We start from the raw sequence: 24,274 nt of genomic DNA on the forward strand, positions 1-24,274 counted from the left end.
GGCTAGTCTGGAATTCTAATCAAAATGTTAAGAATTAATAATGCATCAGAGCGGTGCAATAAAAGATGCTATACTTAATGCGATGTGTTTGGCTATTTCGGCTTTTTTAGAACTAAGCACTTTATTGAATAAGTAGCTATTTTTTTGTTAATCGGGTGATTAGTCCGGCGTCAATGATCGCAAAAAGTTAAGTTGTGATTAGTGTTGTAGTCATGCTGCGATGGCTGATTTTAGAAATCAATCATGCTAAATGATTGACGAGATTGGGTTTTAGTTGGAATTCCAACTAAAAAATTTAGATTTGTCACGAAAAAGGTTAAAACATAAAATTGCTTTGATTAGTAATGGGCTTTTTTTAAGAAATAAAGAATTATAAGTAGTAATGATGGAGGCAAAAATATTATTGGTAGGCAGGAGTACTGAGGTAATGAGTATCCTTAGCGCGGAGTTGAAGAAGTTTGAAAGGGATGTGGTTTATGCAAATTCTGAAGAGCTTGTTAAGGAGAAACTTGAAGAAAATGAAATTGATTTTGTGGTGGTAGGAGCTGGCTTACCGGACGAAACAAGGAAGGGGATGGAACAGATGATCCAAGCATTATTTCCGAAATTACCAATATATATGATCGAACGTACTCCAGATGGAAACCCTGCGAAAATGATTGGTTTTACTAATGAAAAGGCGGTTATGTGGAAAGTTGAAAAGGTGCTAGGGTCTACTTTAAACTCCAGGTAATAGATAATCAGCACTTATATTTTATATGATTTTGAAGGAGAATGAGGAGTTATATTGTTCTCCACGTGGTCATCATTTGCTTTTACCTTTAATGGCCTTGTTCGAGATAAGGATACCAGCAATTGCTACTCTTATCTTGATACGAGTTCAGGTGAGGGTTTTAGCTTGACTTAGCTCACCAATAAAGCTTTTACAGGTCTAGAGCGAAACTCTTTGCTGGCTGTGATTTATGTTTTGAAATCAGAAGAGACAATAGTGAGATTGGTTTTGGAGTAGCCATAATTGCAAAATCAGCTTAGTGAGTATATTGAAAATTGATGTTGATAAAAGTTGTAATACATCAATATTTGCATCTTTAAAAAGATTGATATGTGGTTATTATTTGTAAACTCTATAGTTGGATCATTGTTAATAATAAATGAGCCCTGTATGGATATTAAGAAAAGGGTTGAGGTTCGAGTAATAGGAGAGAATTATGTCTATAACGAAGATGCAGACTATTATACACGTGTAGATAATCAAAAGGCATTAAAGGTTACAGAGGTGGATTATGAAAATAATTATTTATGTGCTCTTAAAGTTTATAAGCCGGAGATTATTCAAGAGTTTAAGATTAATGATCTACAAAAGGATACTGCATTAATATCTTACTATAAGGTGAAGCTAGCACCTGAATGCATAGATTCAAGGACTTTGGAGTCGGGGCTTAATTTAGGTGACATCACTATTGTTAAAGTAGATGAAGAGCATAAAAATATTATTGCGAAGTATAAAAATGAGAGGAAGTCTGATATTCTTGTGGTTTATTTTTTTAGATAGAAATTAGTACGTATCTCAAGGGGATTTAGATTCAGCCTGAATTACAAATTCAGGCTAGCAAAGGATAAGCTTGCATCAAGATAGGGTTCAACTCCTATTTGAAGGAGAGGTGAATTTGGAATTGAGTCTGGCTGAGTTGAAGGAACTCTGATTACTTCAAGCTTTTTCTTGAAGAATTAAGTTGCGCCTAAATTTTCGGAATCTAACCCATGTGCGCTTGAAAATCTCTTAACGCGCCTATATTTTATGTACATTGCGCTTAAATATTTATGCCGAAGCAATTGAGCGCTCATTTTTCATTATCTGCGCCGGTTTTTAATGGAATTGAATTAGCTGCTAGTTCTATGATTGTTGGCTATGCCGCAATCATAGAAAAGCTGTCTCTTCCTATACCAATGCCGGACCAAATAGCTGTTATTGGTTCCAAGTCTTCTATAAAAGCCACTGAAGACTCAGAACTCATCATTTTGCCCAAGGTGTATCAGCCGGAGGATCATGGTCAAATGGCCGAAATCGAAGCGCTTTATAAACACCTTGTGTTCGCTCTTAAGTATGAGGGGGTAAACCTTTTGGTGTTTGCTGCTTTATCAAAACACTATAGCAGTGATCAGCTTTCTCAGCTTGTGGGCATTGAGCCCACTGGACAATATTCCAGAAGGATATGGTTCATCATCGAGTGGATACTTGGCTATGAGCTTCCTAACACCCAGTCCATTTCTAAGTCGAAGAAAAGCTATGTAGATGCTCTGGATACAAGATTGCAATTCGCAGTGGAGGGTGAGAAGTCTTCCCGCCATCTGGTGATCAATAATCTCCCAGGGACAAGAGGGTTTTGCCCCTTAGTCCGCAAAAGTGAACGGTTACAGGGCTTTGTTCAGGAGAATATAGCTCAGAAGAAAAACGAATATCTAGAAGGGATTCGAAAGGATATTCTACTTAGAGCATCTGCTTTTCTAATGTTGAAAGATTCAAAAGCCTCATTTAGCATTGAGGGTGAAAGCCCTAAAAGTAAAAGAGCCGCCTTATGGGGTAATGCGATAGGACAGGCTGGGATGAAATCTCTTAATCGAAATGAATTGATCCGATTACAACAATTGGTAATCGAGAATCCCAGGTTTATTTCAATGGGTTATAGGCAGGAGGGGGGCTTTGTAGGTGAGCACGACCGGGATACCGGAGAGCCCATTCCAGATCATATATCAGCCAGGCATGAGGACCTAGAGCAGATTATGGGGGATTTTATTGAAACTTCTAAAATTCTGATCAAGAGCAGTATTGACCCTGTTGTTGCTGCCGCTGCCTTGGCATTTGGATTTGTTTTTATTCATCCATTTGAAGATGGAAATGGACGGGTTCACCGTTATTTAATTCATCATGTTTTGGCCCAAAAGCAATTTTCGCAGCAAGGCATGATATTTCCAGTTTCGGCGGCTATTCTCAATCGGATTGACTCCTATAGAAAGGTGCTGGAACATTTTTCACACCCATTATTGCACTTTATAGAATGGGAGCGCACAGAAAATAACAATGTTGAAGTCTTAAACGATACTATAGATTACTATCGTTATTTTGATGCTACTCATCAAGCTGAGTTCTTATATCAATGTGTAAGGGAAACCTTGGAGACGATTATTCCTGAAGAGCTTAGCTACTTACATCGATTTGAGGAATTTAAGTCCTACTTGGATAATGAATTTGAGATGCCAGATAAATTGGTGAGTCTATTAATCCGGTTTTTAGAACAGAATGGAGGTGAGCTTTCTAAAAGAGCCCGGGAAAAAGAGTTTAATTCACTTACAGATGCTGAGGTTTTTGATATAGAAAAAAACTACCGTCAAATTTTTTCAAAAGATTGATTTTTAAGGGTTGTAGGGAGGGTTTTGAGTAATTAAATGCCGATCTAATTGCAAATTAGATCGAGGTTTAGATTCAGTCTGAATTGCAAATTCAGGCTAGCTAAGTCATTCGATAAAAAAAGACCGAACTTGACTAGCTTGAATTTGCAATTCAAGCTTCGCAATTCAAGCTTCGCGATTTTTGTTCAAGCTTTAAAAAACCAATTGAACCATTAATTGCGCAGTCAAAAAGTTCAGTTGCGTAGCCTCAGGATATTCACGGTAATTCACCGCTGCCAGTACTTTCAAATCATTGCCTTTTAAATAGCGACTCAAGGCCAATCCATAGGCATTGGAATTACCCAATAAGGCATTCTGATTATTCTCAAATTCATTGTACACTGCACTGTAGCGCAGGTCTATGCCATAGCCGCCTTTGCTCACATAGCCCAATTGTCCATTAAAGCCAGAGCCCAAATTGTAGTATTCGCTAATCTGAGTAGCAAGCAAGGGATCTTCGATACTGGGGTTGAGGTAGGTGCCCTCCAAATTGGTGGCGCTGGCCTGTCCGTACTCCGCATAAAGGGATAATCCACGGTACTTCATTAATAGATCGGCAAACCATTGGCGGTAGTCCGGATATTGAACTGCGCCGGCCCCATCATAAAGAACCAGTGTACCATGACCTTCACCAACGGCATCGCTGGCGCCATCATTGTAGCTTCCGGCTAGGCCAATAATCATCTTTAGGTCTTCTTCATGATTTAGATCGGCTAAGCCCTCTAAACCTCCTTCAGAGAAATCGCCCAAAGGTAAAATGTCGATGCGGCCACTGTATTTAAATCCCCCTAAATCTACATCACGAGAATCCGCGCCAAAACTATTGATGCCATCCCCCGAAGTTAGGGATGCCTGTGGAATCACGCGGAAATTCTCAGTGCCTAATTTCAGGTCCAGGAATAAGCCTAATTCACGACCGCTTCTACTGAAGGACTCGCTCAAGAGGCTGCGATCAGCAAACTGGAGATTGTTCTCCATAATTAACATCTCACGGTTATTGCCAATATTTTGCTTTTGTCCCATGGTGATGGTAAGGGCCTGCCAGGGATGATAGGCAACCCAAACATCCAATAAAGGATTGGTACGACTAAAGTCTAATTGAAATAAGAAACTAAGCTTCTCTTCCTTGGCCTGACCTGAGAAATTGAAATAGGTGCGCTTGGAATTGAGTAGGAAATTGCCATCCTCAGTATCTACCTGCTGCCACTCGATATTGGGCTGAATAAAGCCTCCTATTTTAAAGCGGTAGTCGCCATCCTGAAAATTGAAATTCAATCCTTCACCTAATTCAAATGAGGCTTGGTGATCATTAGGCTTTAATTGAGCCTGTAAGGCCTGGCCTGCAAATAAGGCCGCTAAGAGTATATATGCTTTTTTCATGATTTAGGGATGCAATTTTTTGTTGGAGAGGTATCGGTAATAAGGTAATTGAGCGCCCGCCTTGGTTTCAAATACCGAGAAGGAAACAAAGCTGTTGGGTGCTTCGGGTTCTAAGACTTCTATAGCCAGATTCGCATGCTTCTGATCCAGATACACCACAAAGCTGCCGGCGGGAATCTCCAAGGTTTCGGTTTTTAGTTCACATTGTAGTTCCTGGCGATGTACACCTTCATATTCTTCTGCTTCTTGCTGATATTCGCTAACCGTGTAGCTTTCTACCTCCAGGCTTTGTGGACTGTCCAGATTTTGCACTTCCAGGCCCAAGGTTTTAAGTCGTGCTACCAAGGCGGTGTTTTCCGGAAGGAGAATGTAGGCGGTAGGGCGGGCCCGACTAAGTTTAGCCGTAGATTGCCAAGCATCGCGCACTAGGCCGCGCAATGAAATGCTATCGCTACTTTCTACGTCGATCATATAAATGTCTCTTTCTTCCTTGAGGCGCTCGGTGCTTACTACCGCCGGACTTTGATCTTCTCGAGCATCGGCGATTACGGCGCGTAATTCTTCACCATGCTCATAGCTACTTTGCAAATAGGATAAGGCCACGGTGAAGGTGCTGAGTACTCGTCTTTTAAAGGAAGTACGACCCAAGCCAACGCCCCGGATTTCAATCAGGCTACTTATACAATTGGTAAGGGCATAGCTGGTTGCACTGGAACGTGCATTATGGGACCCCTGATTAAACTGAATGGCGCCCATCACTTTGGTGCTCGAGAAATAATCATGGCTACTCATGTTCTTCGCTTTAAGCGCATCGGCCGCAGCCTGCACAAAACGATCCTTGGTGTACAAGCGAAGGTTTTTAGGCACATTGAGGTTTCCTGAATAAAGAAACATCACATCATAAGGCACCGTAACTCCGTAGGAACTGAGGCGTGCATAGTCTCTGCGAAAGGGTCGGTATTCGTGGAAATCGACAGCCACCTCTGGGGCAAAGGCATTGAAAGCATTTTTAAGAACCGTGCTTTCTGGCGCATTTAATTTGGTTTGATCCCGATTTAAATCCAGACCATTGGCGGCATAGCGACTGCCTTTATTCATCCCATCAATATTGGCCATAGGAACAATCGCGAGCTCCAAACGATCCAGGAGCTTGAAGTAGTCTGGCTTATCCAATATTTGCTGTATAAGCCATAGCATACCTTCCGTGCTGGCCGGTTCATTGCCATGCAAGCCACCTTGCATCCACACTTTAATGGGCTGGCCACTCACATTGGCTTTTTTCAATTTCACCAAAGGGATTTTTTCACCTTTCTGGCTTTCGCCGATGAAGCTCAGGCTCATGGTCTCCGGATATTGAGCGGCTAGCTTTTGCAGAAAGGGCATCATGTCCTCATATTCCGTAAAGCCACGCTTACTCTCAAAAGCCGGAGTGCTAATTTCAATCTCAGGATCCGCAAAATAGCGCTCTGTAAGTTCCTTCGGTTGGGGACTAAATTGGGCCCTCAGCGTAAAATGGAAGAGGACTGCAATGATGGATATGGAATAACGCCAAGTCATCTTAAAAAGAGAATGTGGTGATTACCCGAGCGATCCATTCGTCGCCATCCATGGGCATACTGTAAATATCATTGGAGCCGGCAGCGGCATCCACATAGGTAAGGGAAGCCTGAATTTTAAAGCCGTAGCCCTTGCCGAAGTATTTGCTTAGGCCCAGAGTGTAATAATTGGGACGATTGTAAAAAGTGCCATTGTTCAAGAAGCTGTGTTGATCGGCTTCGATATGCGTAAAGCGACCATCAATGGAGTAACGCGAAGGGAACATATAGCCAGCCTGAATATTGAAAGCCTGGCCCAGCATCAAACGGCCTTTTACATAGTTTTCTACATCCTGTACTCCGTCCACCTCAAAGGTGCGAGAAACAGTACCGTCATTTCGTACCCTTTGGCTGATGTCATCCGGCACTGTAGCGCTGGAGGCGGCATATTCAGCAATCACTGTAATACCACGGTATTTAAACATCAGGTCAGCACCGAATTTGGCATAGTCCGGCAGCGATTCTTCATTGTCATTGTTGAGATAAATGATTTCGCCGCTTCCACGACCTCGTCTACTGCTCATCCCGTAATTGATATTGTAATAGCCACCAATCACCAGTTTAGGACTGAGTTCTCGTACTACATCCGCCTGACGGAATTGACCAAAATAAGTGAAGAGTCCAAAGGGCAGGTAATCCAAACGACCGCCAACTTTGAGGCCTCCATGATCATTGCCCACCACATTTACTCCATCACCATTGGTTAGGGTGAGGTAGGGACGTAAATAATGTCCGCCATTAATCCTCCAGGTCGCATCGGCGAAAAGCCCGAATTCGCGAATACTGGCAAAGGAAGAGGTAAGTCGGCTGCGTTCAACCAGCATCAAGGTATTGGAACCCATCCATAATTCGCGATTATCGGTAGGCGTGGCTTTTTGGCCGAAGATGAGGCGTATCCGGCGATTAAAATTGTAGCCCACCCAAGCGTCGAAAAGAAAGCCAGCAGCTTCATCGCCAGTTTCAGAGTTTCCACTAAAATCGGCTTGAAATCGGTATTCAATTTTCTGCTGGGCCGCTTCACCCGAAAGGCGTAAACGCAAGCGACGCATACGAAAGCGCTGTACCCCTTGATCGATTGCCGGATCGGTAAAGGATTTGTACTCGTAATAAGGCTGGAAGTAACCCCTAAGATTTACAGTGTAATCCTTATCTCCCGTAAAGGTGAGGCCATCGCCCAGTGTGTACTGGTTTAAGCGGGGATTTTGTGCCCAGACTTGAAAGCTGAGCCCGAGCAGCAATATGGCCGTTCCGCCCAATTTTAGCAAATGGGAACTTTTCATTCGAAAGTGTCTTTTACAGTTAATTGCCCGTTCTCCATCATTATCTGACCCCGCGCGATTACGCTTTGTAATTGCAGTTGATCATCGAGAATGCAGAAGTCGGCATCAGTGCCTACCTTAATGCGTCCTTTATTGGCCAAGCCCAGATTTTTCGCAGGACCGGTAGTAATGGGTTTTAAAGCTTCTTCCAGCGCTAATCCACTTTGATGCAAGGCGCGCATTTCGTGGAAGTTCTCCGCAAAGGAAGCAGCACGTACCCCAATAAAGTTTTTGTTTTCATCCAATCGATCCAAGCCCGCATTACCATCACTGCTAAAGGTCATTTGCTCGATAGAGAGACCTTGGTCCATGGCGTAGATTACTGATTTATGGGGATCAGTATACTTGGATGCGCCGGTGGTGATGTCGATCATTCCTCCCATTTTGCCAAAAGCGATCGCCTGGTCGAAGAGGGATTTGGTTCGTCCCACATGGGTTGGGGAAATATGCTGAATGGGAAATTCATATTCTTCAACCACCCGGAAGAGTAGGTCCATTTGATCCTTCAAATTTCCGAGGTGGATATGGAGAATGCCCTTTTTATTGGCGATCATTCCACCCACCCGTATTTCGCGTAATAAACGCAGCAAATCCAGTTCGGAAGGATAGGAGGAACGGATATCGGCAATAGCTATTTTGCAACCCAAGACCTTATCGATAAAGATCATTTCCTCTTGCATCCGGCTCATGATATGGATGGGGTCCAAACCATAATAGCCGCTGTACATATAGGCAGAAAGGCCTTCCATTTCCAAGGACCTAGCCTTGGCATAGAGGCTTTTAATGCTGCGGGTAGAACCATCGGTACCCAGCAGGCCCACCACAGTGGTGGTTCCGCATTGTACGAGGTCGGTCATTTTTACTTCGGGGGTCATGGAGGAAAAGCCCCGCTTACCACCCGCGCCAATAATATGGATATGCTGATCGATAAACCCGGGGGTCACAATTTGACCTTGGGCATCCCAGCTTTTAAAATGCTTATTAGCTTCGATCTTGGAGTCGATGGCCAGTATTTTCCCCTCGCCAAGCAGGATGTCCTGCATGCCTAAATCTTCGGGGGCAAATACATGTGCATTACGTATTAGTAACATAATTAGATAAAATGGTATATCAACATCACCACCAGGGCCAGCCCCAGGGGAATGAGATTTCGTTTCACAATTTGTAGAGTAGAAACCCCGGCAATATCTGCCGTGGCAATAAGAACCCCGGCTACCGGCGACACGGTGCGGCCCATAGAGGCGGCCAGGTTCATGGGTAAAATCATTTGGCTGGCCTTCACTCCAAATTGCTTGGCGATTTCAGGTACCAGCGGGGCGAAAGCAAAAAAGGCGGCATTTCCACTGCCCATGAGCATGGAGGCCAGGAAGATCATTACGGTCATTACTACGCCCACTCCAATCGCCTCAAAGCCTAAATTTTGGGAAGCGTAGAGCAAGCCATCAATAAAGCCCATGGCAATCAGACCCTGCGAGAAGATATCCGCGGCGATAATCAGGGTAACCACCGTCTTAAAAATATTGCCCATTCCATTCCAGAAGGTTTTCAAAGAATCGAGAACCGGCTTGAGTTTCCGCTGACGAATAAACTCGAATAGTAAAGCGATGAACAAACTGATGAACATGGCCGTGGTGGTGTCCAGTACAATGGGTTTGGAAAAGATCTGAAAGAAGTCGCTAAAAACTACTAGCAGTATCAATGGCAATACCGGGATAAGAGCATAAATGCGCGGTGCCTTTTTTTCTTCAGCTTCCGAAATACTTTCTGCAGATCCCGCAGTGTTTTCGGCTTCCTCCGGATTCTTGCGATCGAAATAACGGTTCACGAAATAATAGGCCACCGCCACAATCAAAGAGAGGGGGAGCACTAAAGGTATTTGATGACCGAGGAAAAATTCAATGCTATTGTCTTCCACCAGAGAAACGGCGCTGGCTGTAATAGCCGAGGCTGGACCAATTCCAAAAGCGGTACAAGCGGTAATCACGGAAACTGCGGATAAGCGGCTTACCCCTAAATTCACCAAAATGGGGAAGATGGAAGCCATCAATAAAAGGCCCAGGCCCGCTGCCGATGGAATGCAAACAAAGAGCAATTGCCCAATGGGTATCACTGCAGCTGCTGTGGCATGAGGATGCTTTCTTAAAAGCGAAAGCGGTTTCATGGCGATGCGCACCAAAGCTTTGGAAGCGCCAATGGCATCAGAATAGGCCACAAAGCCACCGATCGACATAATCATCAGGCCCACCTTGGCATTGGTTCCGGCAAAGGATTCTTTAAGTAAACGGAAGAGATCCAGACCTTTGGAACCGGTGCTCTTCATGGGTTCGGGAACCGGGAATTGCAGAATTAAAGCCAGGGCCAGCATAAGCAAGCCGGCAATTAGTAATACCGCATGGGGATGGTATTTGCGCAGCAAGAGCCGGGCAACTACCACAATAAAAAGAAGGGCTAATATGGGGCCTAAACTGTTCAAGGTCGACTGTTAAAATGGACTACCGTCAGTGCGAGTGCCAGGTGAAAAGAGCACGGTGAAATTATCGCCATGTTGCTCAAAATCACCGGTAAGGTCCGGGTTTCGGGTATAGGATTCGTTTGGATTATTGGAGAGCGGCTCAATGTCGAAGCTCAAAACTACCTCGCCATTAGCATCTTTTAAGGTCATGATGTCACCAGCATTGTTGAGGTTTAAGTCTCCACTAGTTGAGGTTTGCACAATAGCGCCACCAAAATTGCCGGTAGGGGTACCACCACCAAACACAACTATAGCTCCGCCCGCCGGTACGATGGTATTAGGAGGGAAGGTGTGATTTGGGGTTCCGGCCGTTAAATTTTCGGTGTCAAAAATTTGGTAGCCACTGAGGTCCGCCGGTTGCGAAGAAAGATTAACGAATTCGAGAAATTCATCTTCATTTTGGGCATAGCTGCCATCGCCATTGGCATCACCTTCTAAACCACTATTGGAAGGATCATAAAGAATCTCATTTAAAATGATTTGTGATTCCAGGGGTACATCATCATCCTCAATCGTAATGGTGATTCCGGCGGTAGTTCCTGCAGATCCACCTGAAATAGAGGCGATGCTGATTTCAATACTTTCATTGCCTTCCTGTAGAGTGTCTTGCACAGCCGTTATTAGGATAGAAGCAGAGAGGCTGCCGGCTGGAATGCTGATTTCGGTATCACTCAATAGATAGTCTACTCCATCTCCAAAGGCAGTGCCTCCAAATAACAGGCTAACATTAACATCTTGGCTAGTAGTGGCGGCCAAAGTAGCGCTCAGGTTTATACTTCCATTAGCTTCAATCATGCTGGGCATATCGGCCGATAGAGCCACTGCCGGACCGGTATACGGAGCGGGTCCATCAACATCATCAGTAGCGCAGGAGCTTAATCCGAGGACCAGCGTAGAAAGGCCCAGGCCTGCAAATTTTATAAGGCGCATAGCTTCAAATTAAAATGAAAATGGGGAGCGAAGCATTCCGCTCCCCAGGGGTTCTAGTGTTTAACGAATAATTGGCTGGCACTTTCGCCCTCGCCAAAGGCACGCAATAAATAGGTGCCAGGGGCCAGGTTGGAAATATTCAATGCATCAGCTTGCTTAGTCTCCATAAGCAGCTGGCCGTTCAAGGTATAAAGTTCAATTTGATCAAGCTGAACCGGAGATTTTACCTGGATTTGATCATGAGCAGGATTGGGGAAAATTTCCATTTGGAAGGCCTGATTTAATTCCTTCAAACCAATATCCTGATTGCTGATGTGAATGGTGTCGGTCCCACTAATTCCGGTGCCATCATTGGCAGTGGCAGTAACTACTACTGATCCGTTTGAAACTGCGGTTAATAAACCAGTAGCGCTAATGGTGGCGATGCCATTTCCGGCGGGTACCGACCAGCTTACAGTTGTGTCTGCTGCAAAATTGGGCATAACCATAGCCTCCATTTGAAGGGTGCCAGCCAAAGTGATAATACTGTCTGCGCCCCCCTGGCCTTGGACATCAATGGAAGAAACCACAAAGTTGGTGTCGAATGGCGTACCATCTACCCGGGTACCGGGTGAAAACAATACTGAGAAGTTATCATTATGCTGTTCGAAAGCACCGGTTATATCCGGATTTCGGGTATAGGATTCGTTAGGGTTGTTAGACAGGGCATCGGAATCGAAGGTTAATACTGTGGTGCCATTCGCATCTCTAATGGCAATCACCTCGCCAGAGTTGTTGAGGTTTAAGCCATCTGCACTGGTGTCGGCTGATAATACAATGGCACCGCCAAAATTCCCCACTAAAGGTCCGGATCCAAATACTACGATTACCCCGTGTGGAGGCACCCAGGTATTGGCGGGGAATACAAATTTTAAATTTCCAGAAGTGGTGTCGTCCCAAATTTGATAACCACTGATGTCAAAATTGGTACTGCTGGAATTGTAAAGTTCAATGAAGGAATCCCCCTCCTGATCATAGCTGCCATCGCCATTAGCGTCGCCATCCAGAGCATTGTTAGAAGGATCGTAGAGCACTTCATTAATAACCAGCTGCGCCTGAGTTTGAATGCCCAGGAAGAGCAGGCAAGCAAGAGTAAATATTTTTCGCATAGTATATAATTTAAGAGGTTTAGAATGAGACAGGGACATTCCTATCCGTTTGATTTTTCGAAGGAATCCCAATATTGCCTACTTTTAGCATACCAATTATGGAATAATAAGCATACCAATATGGAGAGCCTTTTAGAGCGTTTGGAACGGAATTTCAGAGAGAAGTCGCGCAGGCATGCTAGTCTAAATAAGAATACCAAGCTCTACCAGCGTTTGCATAATTTGCTGAAGGATGGGATTATCAATAATGAAATTCCCGCTGGTAGTACCCTGCCCGCCAGTCGGGTATTGGCAGACCGTTTGGCGATATCTCGCAGCACGGTAGTTAAGGCCTATGAGCTCTTGCGTTTGGAAGGCTATACCGAATCCAAGGCAGGATCAGGAAATCAGGTGAAGTTATTACAGGAACCACGTAGCTTGCCGGAGAAAGTGGAGATTGATGTGCAGGCCTATCCCGAAATATCGAGGATGGGCCAGTCTTTTCAAAAGAACGTAGGCCTTATAAATAGCACCGACGATAAGAGTTTGGCCTTTCGACCAGGCTTACCGCCGCTGGATATTTTTCCGGTTACCCAATGGAAGAACCTTTCCAATTTATACTGGCGGCACATTAAATCTTCGGCTTTATCCTATTCTCCCTCATCCGGGATTGATCAGCTTAAAAGCAATATCGCCAGCTATCTCAATTTAAGTCGACGCATTAAATGCGAGCCCCATCAGATTATTATCGTTTCGGGTTCTTTACAGTCGCTATATCTATTGGGCTCCACCTTATTGAATCCTGGAGATGGTGTTGTCATGGAAGAGCCAACCTTTCCCAATGTGCATTCCATTTTTAAGGGCTTGGGAGCCGATATTCATGCTGTGCCTATTGATGATGGGGGCATTCAGGTAAAAGCTATGCCGGAAGGAAGTGAAGCTGCCACGATTAAATTGGTGCATAGCACACCTTCCTGTCATTATCCAATCGGGACTCCCATGAGCCTGGATCGCAAGCAGGACTTAGTGGCCTGGGCTCGCCGGAATAAGGCGATAATTATTGAGAACGATTACGAGCATGAGGTGCATAATTATCGGGAATATCGATCTTCTATTTACAGCTTGGATACCGATCAGCGCACGGTATACCTGGGGACATTCAACCGTTTATTACATCCTTCCATTCGGATTGGATACATGGTTTTACCCGAATATTTGCTGCCTCCGGTAGAAGCACTTTTAAAGCACTCGCATCGCTTTGTGCCGCCTTCCATTCAGGTGGTATTAAATCAATTTATAGAGAAACATTATTTGCATAACCATATCCATAGCTTGATGCAGGTGGCTGATGAGCGCCTGGCACTTTTTACCGAGCAGTTTGAAAGCCATTTTAAGGGCAAGTTGCGTCAATTGGCCAATCCGGTTCCCAGTTTGCATACCCTGGCCCTTTTGCCAAATGGGGTGAAGGATACAGAGGTGGTGGCCCATTTTGCTCAACACAATATTGTGACCCATGCTTATAGTAAGTGCTTTGTGAATAAGGAAAAGCAGAATGGTTTGATCTTAGGTTACTCCTCCGTGCGCAAGCCCATCATTCGCCGAAAACTTAGTCAAATGGGAGCTCTTTATGCTAAGCTATAAATTGGACTGCTAAAAATACTTTAATTGGACTGCTGTTTAGGGCTCTTTCAGCCGATATCTTAGCGCTTCGAATTTCTCTATGCGACAAGTATTTTTACTATTCTGCTTACTAACAGGTCTTTGGGCCTGCGATAAAAATGAGGTAATCAGCCCACAAACCGTGCAGGGTCTGGAAGGTACCGGTTTGTACCATTTTAAGACCTACCCGAATTTGGCCGCAGGTGGACTGCCGGTTTATTACCATGTACCTGCTGATTTGCCTGCCAATGCTCCGGTGCTTATAGTTTTCCATGGAAATGGTAGGGATGCAGAGTACAGTCGCGATCAACTCATCGCTAAAGCCAATCGCTTAAAATTTGCTTTGGTAGTACCGGAGTTTTCTTCCGATGCTTATCCCGGAGGGGATAAATACAATTTGGGGAATATTTTTGAGGATGGAGATCATCCTTCCGAATCGACCTTAAATCCTAAAGAGGAGTGGACCTTTTCGGTAATAGAGCCCCTCTTCGAAAACTTTAAAACTCGCACTGGCTTAGTGACCACTCAATTTGATGTATTTGGGCATTCGGCTGGCGCCCAAGTAGCGCATCGTTATTTGTTTTTCTGGAATGATGCACCGGTAAATCGGGTGGTAGCTGCGGCGGCAGGATGGTATACTCTTCCGGATACCAGTGTCCAATTTCCCTATGGTTTGGGCACTAGTCCGGCTGAAAATGCAGATTTGTCCACTTTTTTTAGTCGGCCTTTAACCATTGTAATTGGTACGGCAGACAATGATCCTAATGCCGCTAGTTTAAGGCAAACTCCTCAGGCAAGAGCCCAAGGCAGCAATCGATTAGCACGCGCCCAATATTTCTATCAGCAGAGTATTCAGCAAGCCCAGGCTATCGCTTCGCCCTTTAGCTGGCAGTATCGTGAATTGCAAAATGTGGATCACGATTTTGCCGCGACCTCTGCCTTTGCGGCGGATCTTCTCTATTAAGTATAGCATTACATGAATTCAGGTGAATTGATGAAGAAGCGGGCCGGCTTGGTAGCGGGGCCCTTGGCTTTTATCTTCCTTAATTATTTCTTTAAGGCTCCACAGTTGGAGGCTGAGGCTCAGGCGGTTTTAGCTTGTGCTGCTTGGATTGCCATTTGGTGGATTACCGAAGCGATTGCTATTTCGGCCACCGCCTTATTACCCATTGTACTTTTTCCTTTGAGTGGCGCCATGCCCCTAAAGGAGGCGGTAGGCGGGTATAGTCATCCCTATATTTTTCTCTTTATCGGCGGCTTCGTTTTAGCCCTATCCATGGAGAAATGGAATTTACATCGCCGTTTGGCCTTAATGATTATTAATGCGATTGGCAGCAGTCCACCCCGAATAATATTGGGCTTTATGTTGGCCACCGCTTTTCTGAGCATGTGGATTTCCAATACGGCGACCACCGTAATGATGTTGCCCATTGGTTTGGCGATCATTCGCTTGTCTAGCGATCAGAATGATTTTAGCAAGGCCTTAATGTTGGCCATTGCCTACAGTGCTTCGATCGGAGGAATAGCCACCATTATTGGAACGCCTCCCAATTTGATATTGGCGGGGGTATTGGAAGAAACCTATGGAGTGGAACTTAGCTTTATGAAATGGTTTGTTTTTGGACTTCCCTTCGCTTTGATTTTGCTCTTTATCAGCTGGTATTACATCAGTTATAAGGCCTTTCGCCTAAAGGATTTGAATTTAAGCGGGGTGAGTGAAAATGTGGAGGAGCAAATTCAAGCTTTGGGGCCATTAAGCGCTCCCGAGATACGCATCTTGATCATATTTGGATTAACGGCTTTCGCCTGGATTAGTAGATCCTTCTTATTACAACAGTGGATTCCCGCTTTGGATGATGCCATAATAGCCATCGTAGCAGCCCTGATTTTGTTTATCGTTCCGTCAAAAATGGGCGCTGGTCCCATCATGGACTGGGAGGATATGAGAGGCCTCCCCTGGGGTGTCTTATTATTATTTGGAGGGGGAATATCTCTGGCCATAGGCTTTGCCCGTAGTGGCTTAGCCGATTGGCTGGGGCATCAGCTCAGCAGTTTGGAAGGAACCGGCTTTTTACTGCTACTCTTAATTCTGGTGGTATCTGTAAACTTCTTAACGGAGATTACTTCCAATTTGGCTACTACTTCGGTGGTGCTACCCATATTGGCGCCTTTGGCTTTAAGCCTGGATTTGCATCCTTTTAGCTTGATGGTTGCGGTAGCAATCGCTGCTTCCTGTGCTTTCATGCTTCCGGTGGCCACACCACCCAATGCTCTCGTTTTTGGCAGTGGCGTGATTCAATTAAAGGACATGCTGCGCACCGGTATTTGGCTTAACCTGCTATCAGCTTTCTTGTTGATCTTCTTTGTTTATTTCATCTTACCCTGGTTTTGGGGTTTTGACCCTGGGGTGCATCCGACAAGTTTCGGTTGAATTGCAAATTCAACCTAGCTTCATAGCCTAAGTTCACTCTAAAATCACATCCTGGATTGAATTTGCAATTCAATCCCAACTAAATCACCCCTTCCTTGACTAAAGTCTTATACTCCTCATCACTAAAGAGCCTAGACCGAATTATAAACCTTTCTCCATATGGGATTTCCAGGGAAAAGCTGGAGCCCCGGCCGCGGGTGCTGTCTAAGGTGAGGTGGGTATGCTTCCAATACTCATATTGATCGCGCGACATGTAAAAGGGATGTTTCAGGATATGCCCAAGCAAGACATCACTTTCGCCGATTTTAAATTCACCGCGCTCAAAGCACATGGGAGCGGAGCCATCACAGCAGCCACCACTTTGATGAAACATTAAATCACCATACTGAGCTTCGAGTTTATGAATGAGTTCTAAAGCTGCTTCCGTAGCACCAATGCGTTCAATTTTCATAAGCTGTTTTTTTGAAATGAAAAGCCCCGACACGGGCGGTCGGGGCCAGTATGAAAATGGCTATCTACTAAAAGAAGCCCAGTTTATTCTTGTCGTAAGAAATCAACATATTCTTGGTTTGGCGATAGTGATTCAGCATCATTTTATGCGTTTCACGACCAAAGCCTGATTTCTTATAACCTCCAAAGGGAGCATGTGCAGGATAGGCATGGTAGCAGTTTACCCAAACCCGACCGGCTTTAATTTCACGAGGTAGTTTGTAGATCTCATGCGCATCGCGAGTCCAAACGCCAGCACCTAAACCGTAAAGGGTGTCATTGGCAATTTCAATTGCTTCTTCCATGGTTTTGAAAGTGGTTACAGAGGTTACCGGACCAAAGATCTCTTCCTGGAAGACCCGCATTTTATTGTGGCCTTTCAAGATGGTAGGCTGAATGTAATAGCCTTCTTCCAAACCTGAATTAAGATTGGCGGCAGCTCCTCCGCAAAGCACCTCGGCACCTTCTTGCTTGCCAATTTCGATATAGGAAAGGATTTTCTCGTACTGATCATTGGAAGCTTGAGCACCCATCATGGTATCTTCCGCTAAGGGATGGCCCATTTTAATTGCTTTGGTACGAGCTACCACTCGCTCCATGAATTTGTCATAAATGTCTTCGTGTACCAAAATCCGTGAAGGACATGTACATACTTCCCCTTGGTTTAAGGCAAACATCACTGCGCCTTCTACACATTTGTCGAAGAAGGCATCATCGGCATCGGCAATGCTCTTCATGAAGATATTGGGTGATTTACCTCCTAGTTCCATGGTAACCGGAATCAGGTTTTCAGAAGCATATTGCATGATCAAACGACCGGTAGTAGTTTCACCAGTAAAGGCCACTTTGGCCACTCGTGGGGAGGTGGCGAGGGGTTTTCCGGCTTCAGGGCCAAATCCGCTTACTACATTAATTACCCCGGCAGGAACTACTTCGGCAATTAACTCCATCAAAACCATAATGCTGGTAGGTGTTTGTTCAGCGGGCTTAACTACGGTAGTACATCCGGCTGCTAAAGCGGGAGCAATTTTCCAGGTAGCCATTAAAAGCGGGAAGTTCCAGGGGATAATTTGACCTACCACTCCTAAGGGCTCCTGCAGGTTAATGCTTACCGTATTTTCATCATGCTCGGACATGGTGCTTTCATCGGCACGAATAACGCCGGCGAAATAGCGGAAGTGATCAATACAAAGGGGGATGTCAGCAGCGCGGGTTTCGCGCAAAGCTTTACCATTGTCCAGGGTTTCAACCCGCGCTAATAATTCGGCATTGGCCTCCATAATGTCGGCAATCTTTAAAAGGGTATTGCTACGTTCAATGGCACTGGCCTTACTCCAGGTGGCAAAAGCCTTGTGGGCAGCGTCCAGAGCAAGCTCAATATCCTGTGCATTACCTTGGGCGGCATGGGATAGAACTTTACCGTCAACCGGACTAATATTTTCAAAATAGGCACCGCTGCTAGGCTTTATCCACTCACCACCAATAAAGTGATTGTACTGATTTTTAATTTGGGGGCGCTCCACCGCTTGCTGTGGCGTATTCATTACATCCATGTTCAATGTTTTTTTGATTAGACCCTCTCAAAGTCAAAACATTAAAACAGATTCAATTTGCTGCGCGTCCCTTTCAATTTGCTCAAAGTCTAAAATTGAAAGCCCTTTTGTCTGCGTCTAAACTTTTTTGCTCTGCGTCTAAAATGCTTGAGCTACAGTTAATTATTGTAGATTTGACAGTATAGCTAAAGGAAGAATTTTATGCCGAACTATTTGCAGCAGCCTTCGCTAACCCAGTCGCGGGATTTAAAGAGCTTGGTCGAGAACCGCACCACTTACAGCCACAATCAATTTGAATTAAATGTCTTTGAAACACATTTAAAGGCGCATGAGGTGGAGTTGCAGTTTCAAGACTTTGTTTTTACCTCCATGTTTAGAGGGAAGAAGGTGATGCATTTAGAAGGTAAAGGCGCATTTGACTATCTGCCAGGTGAATCGGTAATCATCGCACCGGGTGAAAAAATGGTCATCGACTTTCCGGAAGCCTGTGAGGAGAATCCCACCCAATGCCTGGCAATTGAAATCGGTGATGATCTGATTTCAAAGACTGCAGACCTCCTCAATGAGAAATTCAATAAACCCCAGGCCTGTGGCGATTGGAGTTTAGATATGAAAATCCATCATCTTTTAAATGGTGAGGATTTAGCTAATGCCCTCAATCGATTGGTACATCTTTCGGTTAATGAGCAGGCCAAGCTTAAAGATGCCTTGCTGGATTTAGCCATGCAGGAAATGATCATCCGATTAATGCAAACTCAGGCGCGTAGTTTATTGATCCGCGATTATAAGCGCAGTTCGGTGTCTAATCCTATGTCTGCGGCGGTGGACTACCTGTCTCAACATCTTACCGAAAGTATTGCCATGAAGGATATTGCCGCGAAGGCCTGCATGAGTCGCGCGAAATTCTTTGCCAAGTTTAAAGAGATGTATGGCGAAACCCCGGCTCGTTTCTTACAGCGTTTACGATTGGAAAAGGCCCGCCAATTACTCCTTAATACCGAAGCCAGCATTAGTGAAGTAGCGATGAGCTGCGGTTTTGAGAATCTATCCCATTTTACTACCGCCTTTAAAAAGGAAACCGGCCAAACTCCCGGCCAATATCGCAAAGTCGATTGGGCTTCTTAATCCAAATCAAATAATCATCTAGCTTGAATTTGTAACTAGCTTGAATTTGTAATTCAAGCTAAAGTCAATATCGGTCGAATTGCAAATTCGACCTAGGCTAGTCTACCGTCTACAATCTATCGTCTACCATCTCCAAAATTTAATCATTTGATTAAATCTCTTGTTTAATTCCTTTTTTCTGCTTTATATTTGCCTAAGATTTAAGGTAATGGCCCCCAAAACGGACGAAAGCACAGAGTTGAAAATCAAGGAAGCAGCACGAAAGGTCTTCCATAGCAAGGGATTTGCAGGGGCCAAAACGCGAGATATCGCGGAGGAAGCAGGTATCAACCTGGCGCTCTTGAATTACTATTTCCGCTCTAAGCAAAAGCTTTTTGAAATCATCATGCTCGAGTCCATGCAGCAGTTTATGCATTCGATGTCAGGTGTTTTTAATGATATGGATTCGACTTTTGATGAAAAGCTGGAGCTGATTGCCGAGCGCTATCTGAATCTCTTTAGTCAGGAACCCGACCTCCCCATTTTTATGCTAACCGAGTTAAGGCAGGGCCAAGGGGCGGAGGTGATCAAGCATATCAATCTCAGGTCCATTTTATTGGAATCGTATTTCGTAAAGCAGTACGCGGAACTGCAAGCCCAGGGCAAAATAGGGCCTATGCCTTTCCTGCAATTTGTACTCAATTTGATGTCATTCTGCGTCTTTCCTTTTATGGCGGCGCCCATCATTAAGCATATTGGCGGATTAAAGGATGCGGAGTTTACAGCAATGGTAGAAGAGCGAAAGCGCCTGATTCCAATATGGGTGCAAAGTATGCTGCGGGCCGACTAATATTTTTTTGACTGTGGATTAAACAAATGATTAAATCAAAATACTAAGATGAATCGAAAAGTGAAGATTAGCCATTGGGGGCTTCTGTTCTTTTTGCTGTCGATTGGACTGCAAGGGCAGACCCTTTCGCTCGACTCTTGTTTGCAGTGGGCGCGGCAAAATTATCCTTCCATCAAACAATTGGATTTAATAGCCCAGTCGGAGAACTATTCCGTTTCCAATGTGCGCAAGGCTTATTTGCCCCAATTTCAGTTGGCGGGTCAAGCTACCTATCAGTCGGATGTAACTTCCTTACCGATCCAGATTCCCAATATGAATATCCCCGAATTGAGCAAAGGTCAGTATCGGGTATATGGGGAGCTCAATCAATCCTTAACCGCGCTCTTTACTACTTCAGGCAAGGAAGATTTAACCCGTGCCCAAATGGCTGTTCAGGATAAGCAAGTACAAGTGGAGCTATTTAAAATTCGAGAGCGAGTTATTCAATTGTATTTCGGGATTATGCTTTTAGAAATTCAGGAGGATCAATTGCAATTGACTCGATCTGATTTGGAGGCCAGACAAAAGGAAATGCAAGCCGCATTGGACAATGGAATAATCACTTCCGTGGATTTAGCGCAAATCAAGGCAGAAATGCTAAAGTTGGATCAGAAGCAAATTGATTTGCGATCTATGGATAAGGCTTACCGCGCTATGTTTAGTCAGATGATTGGTCGCTCCGCCCAAAATGCTCAGTTCGAAAAACCCAACAACCGCGAGCAAGCAGTGGAGATTAATCGTCCCGAACTGCAATTGTTTGGTCAGCAACAAAGGGCAATCGACTTACAAAGGGATTTGGTGGATCAGCAAAAGCTTCCTCAAATCAGTTTGTTCTTCCAGGGTGGTTATGGTCGCCCTGCTTTAAATATGCTGAACAATGATTTTGATCTCTATTATATCGGTGGACTGCGCTTGCAATGGAACTTCAGTAGCTTTTATACTGCCGGCAATCAAAAGAAAATTCTAAAGCTGGAGCATTCGAAGGTATCTGCTCAGCAAGAGAGCTTTGTGTACCAAACTCAATTGCAATTGGCCCAAGAGCTGGCCGATTTGGAGCGCCTGGATTCGGTGATGAGCAAGGACCTAAGTCTGCTGGAATTACAAGAAGAAATTCTGGAGTCCAGTGCCGTACAATTAAAGGAAGGTACGCTGCAAACCAGCGAGTATTTACGTCGCTTGAATAATGTGAGTCGTACTCGTCAGGATTTGGAGCTTCATCGCCTGCAAAGGTTAATGGCCGAATATCAATATGCCAACACTCAGGGAAACTAAAACAAGAATCTTAAGCCATGAAAAAAATAACACTCTTTATCGCCAGCCTCTTACTATTCACGAATTGCAGTAATTCTGAGGCCGAATTTGATGCCACAGGCAATTTTGAAGCCGATGAAATCATTGTTTCTTCCGAGGCCAATGGCGAAATTCAAAAATGGGAATTGCAGGAAGGTAGCTCTGTTACAGAAGGACAGGTTTTAGCCTTGATAGACACCACCGCTTTGCATTTACAGAAAAGGCAGTTAATGGCTCAAATCGCGGTGGCCGAGTCGCATACCCAAGGCGTAGCACAGCAAACGGCCGCCTTACGAGCCACCCTTGGCAATCTATACTATGAAGAAAAACGCCTGAAGAAATTATTGGCCGCCAATGCCGCTACTCGCAAGCAAATAGATGATATCAATTTTCAGATCATTCATACCAAGGAACAGTTAGTAGCCCTGCAGGATAAACTGGAGGATGCCAATGAATCGGTTCGCCGGGAGGTAAGAGCTCTGGAATTACAAATTGAGCAGATTGATTTGAAGATAGATAAAGCCGTGGTTCAAAGTCCTATTGCTGGTCGAATCCTACAGACCTACAGCTTTAAAGGGGAATTGGCGGCCGCCGGAAAGCCTCTGTTTAAAGTGGCGGCTCTCGATCCTATTTATCTACGTGCTTATGTAAGTGGTGATCAACTGGCGCAAATCAAATTGGATATGCCGGTGCAAGTTTTAACGGACAATGGGGATGGCGATATGCATCAGGCAGAAGGACGGATTAGCTGGATTAGCGATCAGTCGGAATTCACTCCTAAAAGTATCCAAACCAAAGATGAAAGAGCCAATCGGGTATATGCCATTAAAGTGCGTGTGCCGAATGACGGTCGCTATAAAATTGGCATGTACGGCGAAGTAAAGTGGACTGACTAATGGAAGTGCGCGTAGAACATATTTCCAAGCGCTATCAGAAACCGGAAGTTCAGGCCTTAAAGGATATTTCCTTCGAAGTAGAAAAAGGCGAGCTCTTTGGTTTGATTGGTCCTGATGGAGCAGGGAAAAGCACCCTCTTTCGTATCCTTACCACCTTATTGCTTCCAGATGAAGGTCAGGCTGAAGTGGCGGGTTTTGATGTACGGAATGATTTGCGAGCCCTGCGCAGTGCGGTAGGTTATATGCCCGGTAGATTCTCCTTATATCAAGATTTAAGCATCGAAGAGAACCTGCGTTTTTTCGCCACTCTTTTCGGAACCACCATTGAGGCTAATTACGATTTAATCAAGGATATCTACGTTCAGATTGAGCCTTTTAAAGATCGCAGGGCCGGGCAGTTGTCTGGAGGGATGAAACAGAAGTTGGCCCTTTGCTGTGCTTTGATTCATCGACCTAAAGTCTTGTTTTTAGATGAGCCTACTACCGGGGTGGATGCCGTTTCCCGTAAGGAGTTTTGGCAAATGCTAAATGGGCTTCAAGCCGAAGGGATTAGCATTTTAGTTTCTACCCCTTATATGGATGAAGCCAGTTTATGTGACCGGATTGCGCTTATTCAAGAAGGGCAAATATTGAGTATCGATCAGCCGAAAGGCTTACAAGAAAAATATCCTAGACCCTTATTTGCTTTGCGGGCCCAAGGCATGAATCAGCTTTTGGATAGCCTGCGTGATAATCCTGAACTCGCTTCGGTCTATGCTTTTGGTGAATATCATCACCTGAGTTTTAAAGAACATAGTCCACAGAGGATGGAAGCCTTATTGGCAGATTTAAGGAGCCAGGGCTTTCAGGATCTCGAAGCCCATAGCATTGAGGCCGGGGTGGAGGACTGCTTTATTGAACTAATGCAAAAGAGCGATGGAAGTAGTAATTAAAGCCGAAAAGCTCAGCAAGGCCTTTGGGGATTTCATTGCTACCAATGCTATTTCCTTCGAGGTGTATAAAGGCGAAATATTTGGCTTTTTAGGGGCCAATGGTGCAGGCAAAACCACTGCCATTCGCATGCTTTGCGGCTTGTCTAAGCCCAGTTCCGGAGAAGCCACTATTGCCGGATTTGACATTTATCGGGAAACCGAATCCATCAAAAAGAACATTGGCTATATGAGTCAGAAGTTCTCACTTTATGAGGATTTGACGGTAGCCGAAAACCTTCGTTTTTACGGTGGAATTTATGGCTTGGGCCGAAAGGAATTGAAAGAGGCATCGGAGGCCGTTATTAGAAATTTGGGTTTGGAGCAAGAACGCAAAAAGCTGGTATCCTCCTTACCTCTGGGATGGAAACAAAAGCTGGCATTCTCGGTGGCCATTATGCATGAGCCCAAATTGGTATTTCTGGATGAACCTACCGGAGGAGTAGATCCGGTAACCCGTCGGCAATTTTGGGATTTGATTCATCAGGCTGCAGCCCGAGGGATTACGGTTTTTGTTACCACACATTATATGGATGAAGCGGAGTACTGCGATCGAATTTCCATGATGGTAGATGGTGAAATGAAGGCCCTGGATACGCCCAGCAATTTGAAAAAGCAATTTGGGGTAGATAGCATGGATGCAGTGTTTTACGAAATGGCCCGTGGGGCGAAAAGATCCGATTAA

Annotated in this window: 21 protein-coding genes; 12 read left to right on the forward strand and 9 right to left on the reverse strand. The window is 44.7% G+C overall.

The features are described 5' to 3' along the window. The first annotated feature begins 382 nt into the window (after positions 1-382). The 3 genes from ACO05P_RS16455 to ACO05P_RS16465 all read left to right on the forward strand — a co-directional run bounded on the left by ACO05P_RS16455 (position 383) and on the right by ACO05P_RS16465 (position 3,408). Entirely contained in the window at positions 383-733 is a 351-nt protein-coding gene (locus tag ACO05P_RS16455; protein WP_421752545.1) for a hypothetical protein, read from the forward strand. 429 nt (positions 734-1,162) lie between these two features. Then, on the forward strand, positions 1,163-1,552 hold the full coding sequence (locus tag ACO05P_RS16460; RefSeq protein WP_421752547.1) for a hypothetical protein: 390 nt from the start codon (positions 1,163-1,165) through the stop codon (positions 1,550-1,552). A 281-nt stretch (positions 1,553-1,833) separates the two neighbouring features. After that, complete coding sequence (locus tag ACO05P_RS16465) at positions 1,834-3,408, forward strand: Fic family protein (RefSeq protein ID WP_421752549.1); 1,575 nt, start codon at positions 1,834-1,836, stop codon at positions 3,406-3,408. A gap of 192 nt (positions 3,409-3,600) precedes the next feature. On the opposite strand, the gene ACO05P_RS16470 is transcribed toward ACO05P_RS16465, so the two are convergent. The 7 genes from ACO05P_RS16470 to ACO05P_RS16500 are packed head-to-tail and all read right to left on the reverse strand — an operon-like array spanning position 3,601 to position 12,331. Continuing rightward, on the reverse strand, positions 3,601-4,827 hold the full coding sequence (locus ACO05P_RS16470; protein ID WP_421752551.1) for a hypothetical protein: 1,227 nt from the start codon (positions 4,825-4,827) through the stop codon (positions 3,601-3,603). Positions 4,828-4,830: 3 nt separating this feature from the next. Beyond that, a complete protein-coding gene (locus ACO05P_RS16475) occupies positions 4,831-6,384 on the reverse strand; it encodes a M14 family metallopeptidase (RefSeq protein ID WP_421752553.1) in 1,554 nt (517 codons plus the stop codon). Between the two features lies 1 nt (position 6,385). Continuing rightward, positions 6,386-7,702 carry a porin gene (locus tag ACO05P_RS16480; RefSeq protein ID WP_421752555.1) on the reverse strand — a complete coding sequence of 439 codons (1,317 nt, stop codon included), beginning with the start codon at positions 7,700-7,702 and terminating at the stop codon, positions 6,386-6,388. Further along, a complete protein-coding gene (gene iadA / locus ACO05P_RS16485; protein ID WP_421752557.1) occupies positions 7,699-8,832 on the reverse strand; it encodes a beta-aspartyl-peptidase in 1,134 nt (377 codons plus the stop codon). The genes ACO05P_RS16480 and iadA overlap by 4 nt, the downstream gene beginning before the upstream one ends. A 2-nt stretch (positions 8,833-8,834) precedes the next feature. Then, positions 8,835-10,214 (reverse strand): C4-dicarboxylate transporter DcuC, encoded by a 1,380-nt coding sequence (gene dcuC / locus ACO05P_RS16490; RefSeq protein WP_421752559.1) that lies wholly within the window; start codon positions 10,212-10,214, stop codon positions 8,835-8,837. A gap of 9 nt (positions 10,215-10,223) precedes the next feature. Further along, the gene (locus ACO05P_RS16495; protein WP_421752561.1) at positions 10,224-11,183 is read right to left on the reverse strand and encodes a lamin tail domain-containing protein; all 960 of its coding nucleotides are present in this window, start codon (positions 11,181-11,183) and stop codon (positions 10,224-10,226) included. A gap of 53 nt (positions 11,184-11,236) precedes the next feature. Next, a complete protein-coding gene (locus ACO05P_RS16500) occupies positions 11,237-12,331 on the reverse strand; it encodes a lamin tail domain-containing protein (RefSeq protein WP_421752563.1) in 1,095 nt (364 codons plus the stop codon). A gap of 120 nt (positions 12,332-12,451) precedes the next feature. Between ACO05P_RS16500 and ACO05P_RS16505 the strand changes: the two genes are divergently transcribed. From ACO05P_RS16505 to ACO05P_RS16515, 3 genes are all read left to right on the forward strand, one after another. Further along, positions 12,452-13,951, forward strand: coding sequence for a PLP-dependent aminotransferase family protein (locus ACO05P_RS16505; RefSeq protein ID WP_421752565.1), 1,500 nt, complete (start codon positions 12,452-12,454; stop codon positions 13,949-13,951). 79 nt (positions 13,952-14,030) lie between these two features. Beyond that, a complete protein-coding gene (locus ACO05P_RS16510; RefSeq protein ID WP_421752567.1) occupies positions 14,031-14,933 on the forward strand; it encodes a hypothetical protein in 903 nt (300 codons plus the stop codon). A 30-nt stretch (positions 14,934-14,963) separates the two neighbouring features. Further along, positions 14,964-16,400, forward strand: coding sequence for an SLC13 family permease (locus ACO05P_RS16515; protein WP_421752569.1), 1,437 nt, complete (start codon positions 14,964-14,966; stop codon positions 16,398-16,400). 79 nt (positions 16,401-16,479) lie between these two features. Here the strand turns inward: ACO05P_RS16515 and ACO05P_RS16520 are convergent, their stop codons facing one another. After that, complete coding sequence (locus tag ACO05P_RS16520; RefSeq protein WP_421752570.1) at positions 16,480-16,851, reverse strand: DUF779 domain-containing protein; 372 nt, start codon at positions 16,849-16,851, stop codon at positions 16,480-16,482. Positions 16,852-16,918: 67 nt separating this feature from the next. After that, positions 16,919-18,433, reverse strand: a complete 1,515-nt coding sequence (locus ACO05P_RS16525) for an aldehyde dehydrogenase family protein (RefSeq protein WP_421754924.1) — start codon at positions 18,431-18,433, stop codon at positions 16,919-16,921. A 210-nt stretch (positions 18,434-18,643) separates the two neighbouring features. On the opposite strand from ACO05P_RS16525, the gene ACO05P_RS16530 reads away from it, so the two are divergent. From ACO05P_RS16530 to ACO05P_RS16555, 6 genes are all read left to right on the forward strand, one after another. Continuing rightward, positions 18,644-19,567, forward strand: coding sequence for a helix-turn-helix domain-containing protein (locus tag ACO05P_RS16530; protein ID WP_421752572.1), 924 nt, complete (start codon positions 18,644-18,646; stop codon positions 19,565-19,567). Between the two features lie 208 nt (positions 19,568-19,775). Continuing rightward, complete coding sequence (locus tag ACO05P_RS16535; protein WP_421752574.1) at positions 19,776-20,396, forward strand: TetR/AcrR family transcriptional regulator; 621 nt, start codon at positions 19,776-19,778, stop codon at positions 20,394-20,396. Between the two features lie 48 nt (positions 20,397-20,444). Then, entirely contained in the window at positions 20,445-21,707 is a 1,263-nt protein-coding gene (locus tag ACO05P_RS16540; RefSeq protein ID WP_421752576.1) for a TolC family protein, read from the forward strand. 17 nt (positions 21,708-21,724) lie between these two features. Continuing rightward, positions 21,725-22,621, forward strand: coding sequence for an HlyD family secretion protein (locus ACO05P_RS16545; RefSeq protein WP_421752578.1), 897 nt, complete (start codon positions 21,725-21,727; stop codon positions 22,619-22,621). Further along, complete coding sequence (locus ACO05P_RS16550; RefSeq protein WP_421752580.1) at positions 22,621-23,553, forward strand: ABC transporter ATP-binding protein; 933 nt, start codon at positions 22,621-22,623, stop codon at positions 23,551-23,553. Before ACO05P_RS16545 ends, ACO05P_RS16550 begins: the two co-directional genes overlap by 1 nt. Next, on the forward strand, positions 23,537-24,274 hold the full coding sequence (locus tag ACO05P_RS16555; protein WP_421752582.1) for an ABC transporter ATP-binding protein: 738 nt from the start codon (positions 23,537-23,539) through the stop codon (positions 24,272-24,274). Before ACO05P_RS16550 ends, ACO05P_RS16555 begins: the two co-directional genes overlap by 17 nt.

This window comes from Croceimicrobium sp. (assembly GCF_965228705.1).
Taxonomy (GTDB): domain Bacteria; phylum Bacteroidota; class Bacteroidia; order Flavobacteriales; family Schleiferiaceae; genus Croceimicrobium.

Bases quoted from the DNA above. Each gene is read 5' to 3' on its own strand.
- ACO05P_RS16455 (WP_421752545.1), top strand. From the start codon at position 383: ATGATGGAGGCAAAAATATTATTGGTAGGCAGGAGTACTGAGGTAATG.
- ACO05P_RS16460 (WP_421752547.1), top strand. From the start codon at position 1,163: ATGGATATTAAGAAAAGGGTTGAGGTTCGAGTAATAGGAGAGAATTAT.
- ACO05P_RS16470 (WP_421752551.1), bottom strand. From the start codon at position 4,827: ATGAAAAAAGCATATATACTCTTAGCGGCCTTATTTGCAGGCCAGGCC.
- ACO05P_RS16475 (WP_421752553.1), bottom strand. From the start codon at position 6,384: ATGACTTGGCGTTATTCCATATCCATCATTGCAGTCCTCTTCCATTTT.
- ACO05P_RS16480 (WP_421752555.1), bottom strand. From the start codon at position 7,702: ATGAAAAGTTCCCATTTGCTAAAATTGGGCGGAACGGCCATATTGCTG.
- iadA (WP_421752557.1), bottom strand. From the start codon at position 8,832: ATGTTACTAATACGTAATGCACATGTATTTGCCCCCGAAGATTTAGGC.
- ACO05P_RS16495 (WP_421752561.1), bottom strand. From the start codon at position 11,183: ATGCGCCTTATAAAATTTGCAGGCCTGGGCCTTTCTACGCTGGTCCTC.
- ACO05P_RS16500 (WP_421752563.1), bottom strand. From the start codon at position 12,331: ATGCGAAAAATATTTACTCTTGCTTGCCTGCTCTTCCTGGGCATTCAA.
- ACO05P_RS16505 (WP_421752565.1), top strand. From the start codon at position 12,452: ATGGAGAGCCTTTTAGAGCGTTTGGAACGGAATTTCAGAGAGAAGTCG.
- ACO05P_RS16510 (WP_421752567.1), top strand. From the start codon at position 14,031: ATGCGACAAGTATTTTTACTATTCTGCTTACTAACAGGTCTTTGGGCC.
- ACO05P_RS16515 (WP_421752569.1), top strand. From the start codon at position 14,964: ATGAAGAAGCGGGCCGGCTTGGTAGCGGGGCCCTTGGCTTTTATCTTC.
- ACO05P_RS16520 (WP_421752570.1), bottom strand. From the start codon at position 16,851: ATGAAAATTGAACGCATTGGTGCTACGGAAGCAGCTTTAGAACTCATT.
- ACO05P_RS16525 (WP_421754924.1), bottom strand. From the start codon at position 18,433: ATGAATACGCCACAGCAAGCGGTGGAGCGCCCCCAAATTAAAAATCAG.
- ACO05P_RS16530 (WP_421752572.1), top strand. From the start codon at position 18,644: ATGCCGAACTATTTGCAGCAGCCTTCGCTAACCCAGTCGCGGGATTTA.
- ACO05P_RS16535 (WP_421752574.1), top strand. From the start codon at position 19,776: ATGGCCCCCAAAACGGACGAAAGCACAGAGTTGAAAATCAAGGAAGCA.
- ACO05P_RS16540 (WP_421752576.1), top strand. From the start codon at position 20,445: ATGAATCGAAAAGTGAAGATTAGCCATTGGGGGCTTCTGTTCTTTTTG.
- ACO05P_RS16545 (WP_421752578.1), top strand. From the start codon at position 21,725: ATGAAAAAAATAACACTCTTTATCGCCAGCCTCTTACTATTCACGAAT.
- ACO05P_RS16550 (WP_421752580.1), top strand. From the start codon at position 22,621: ATGGAAGTGCGCGTAGAACATATTTCCAAGCGCTATCAGAAACCGGAA.
- ACO05P_RS16555 (WP_421752582.1), top strand. From the start codon at position 23,537: ATGGAAGTAGTAATTAAAGCCGAAAAGCTCAGCAAGGCCTTTGGGGAT.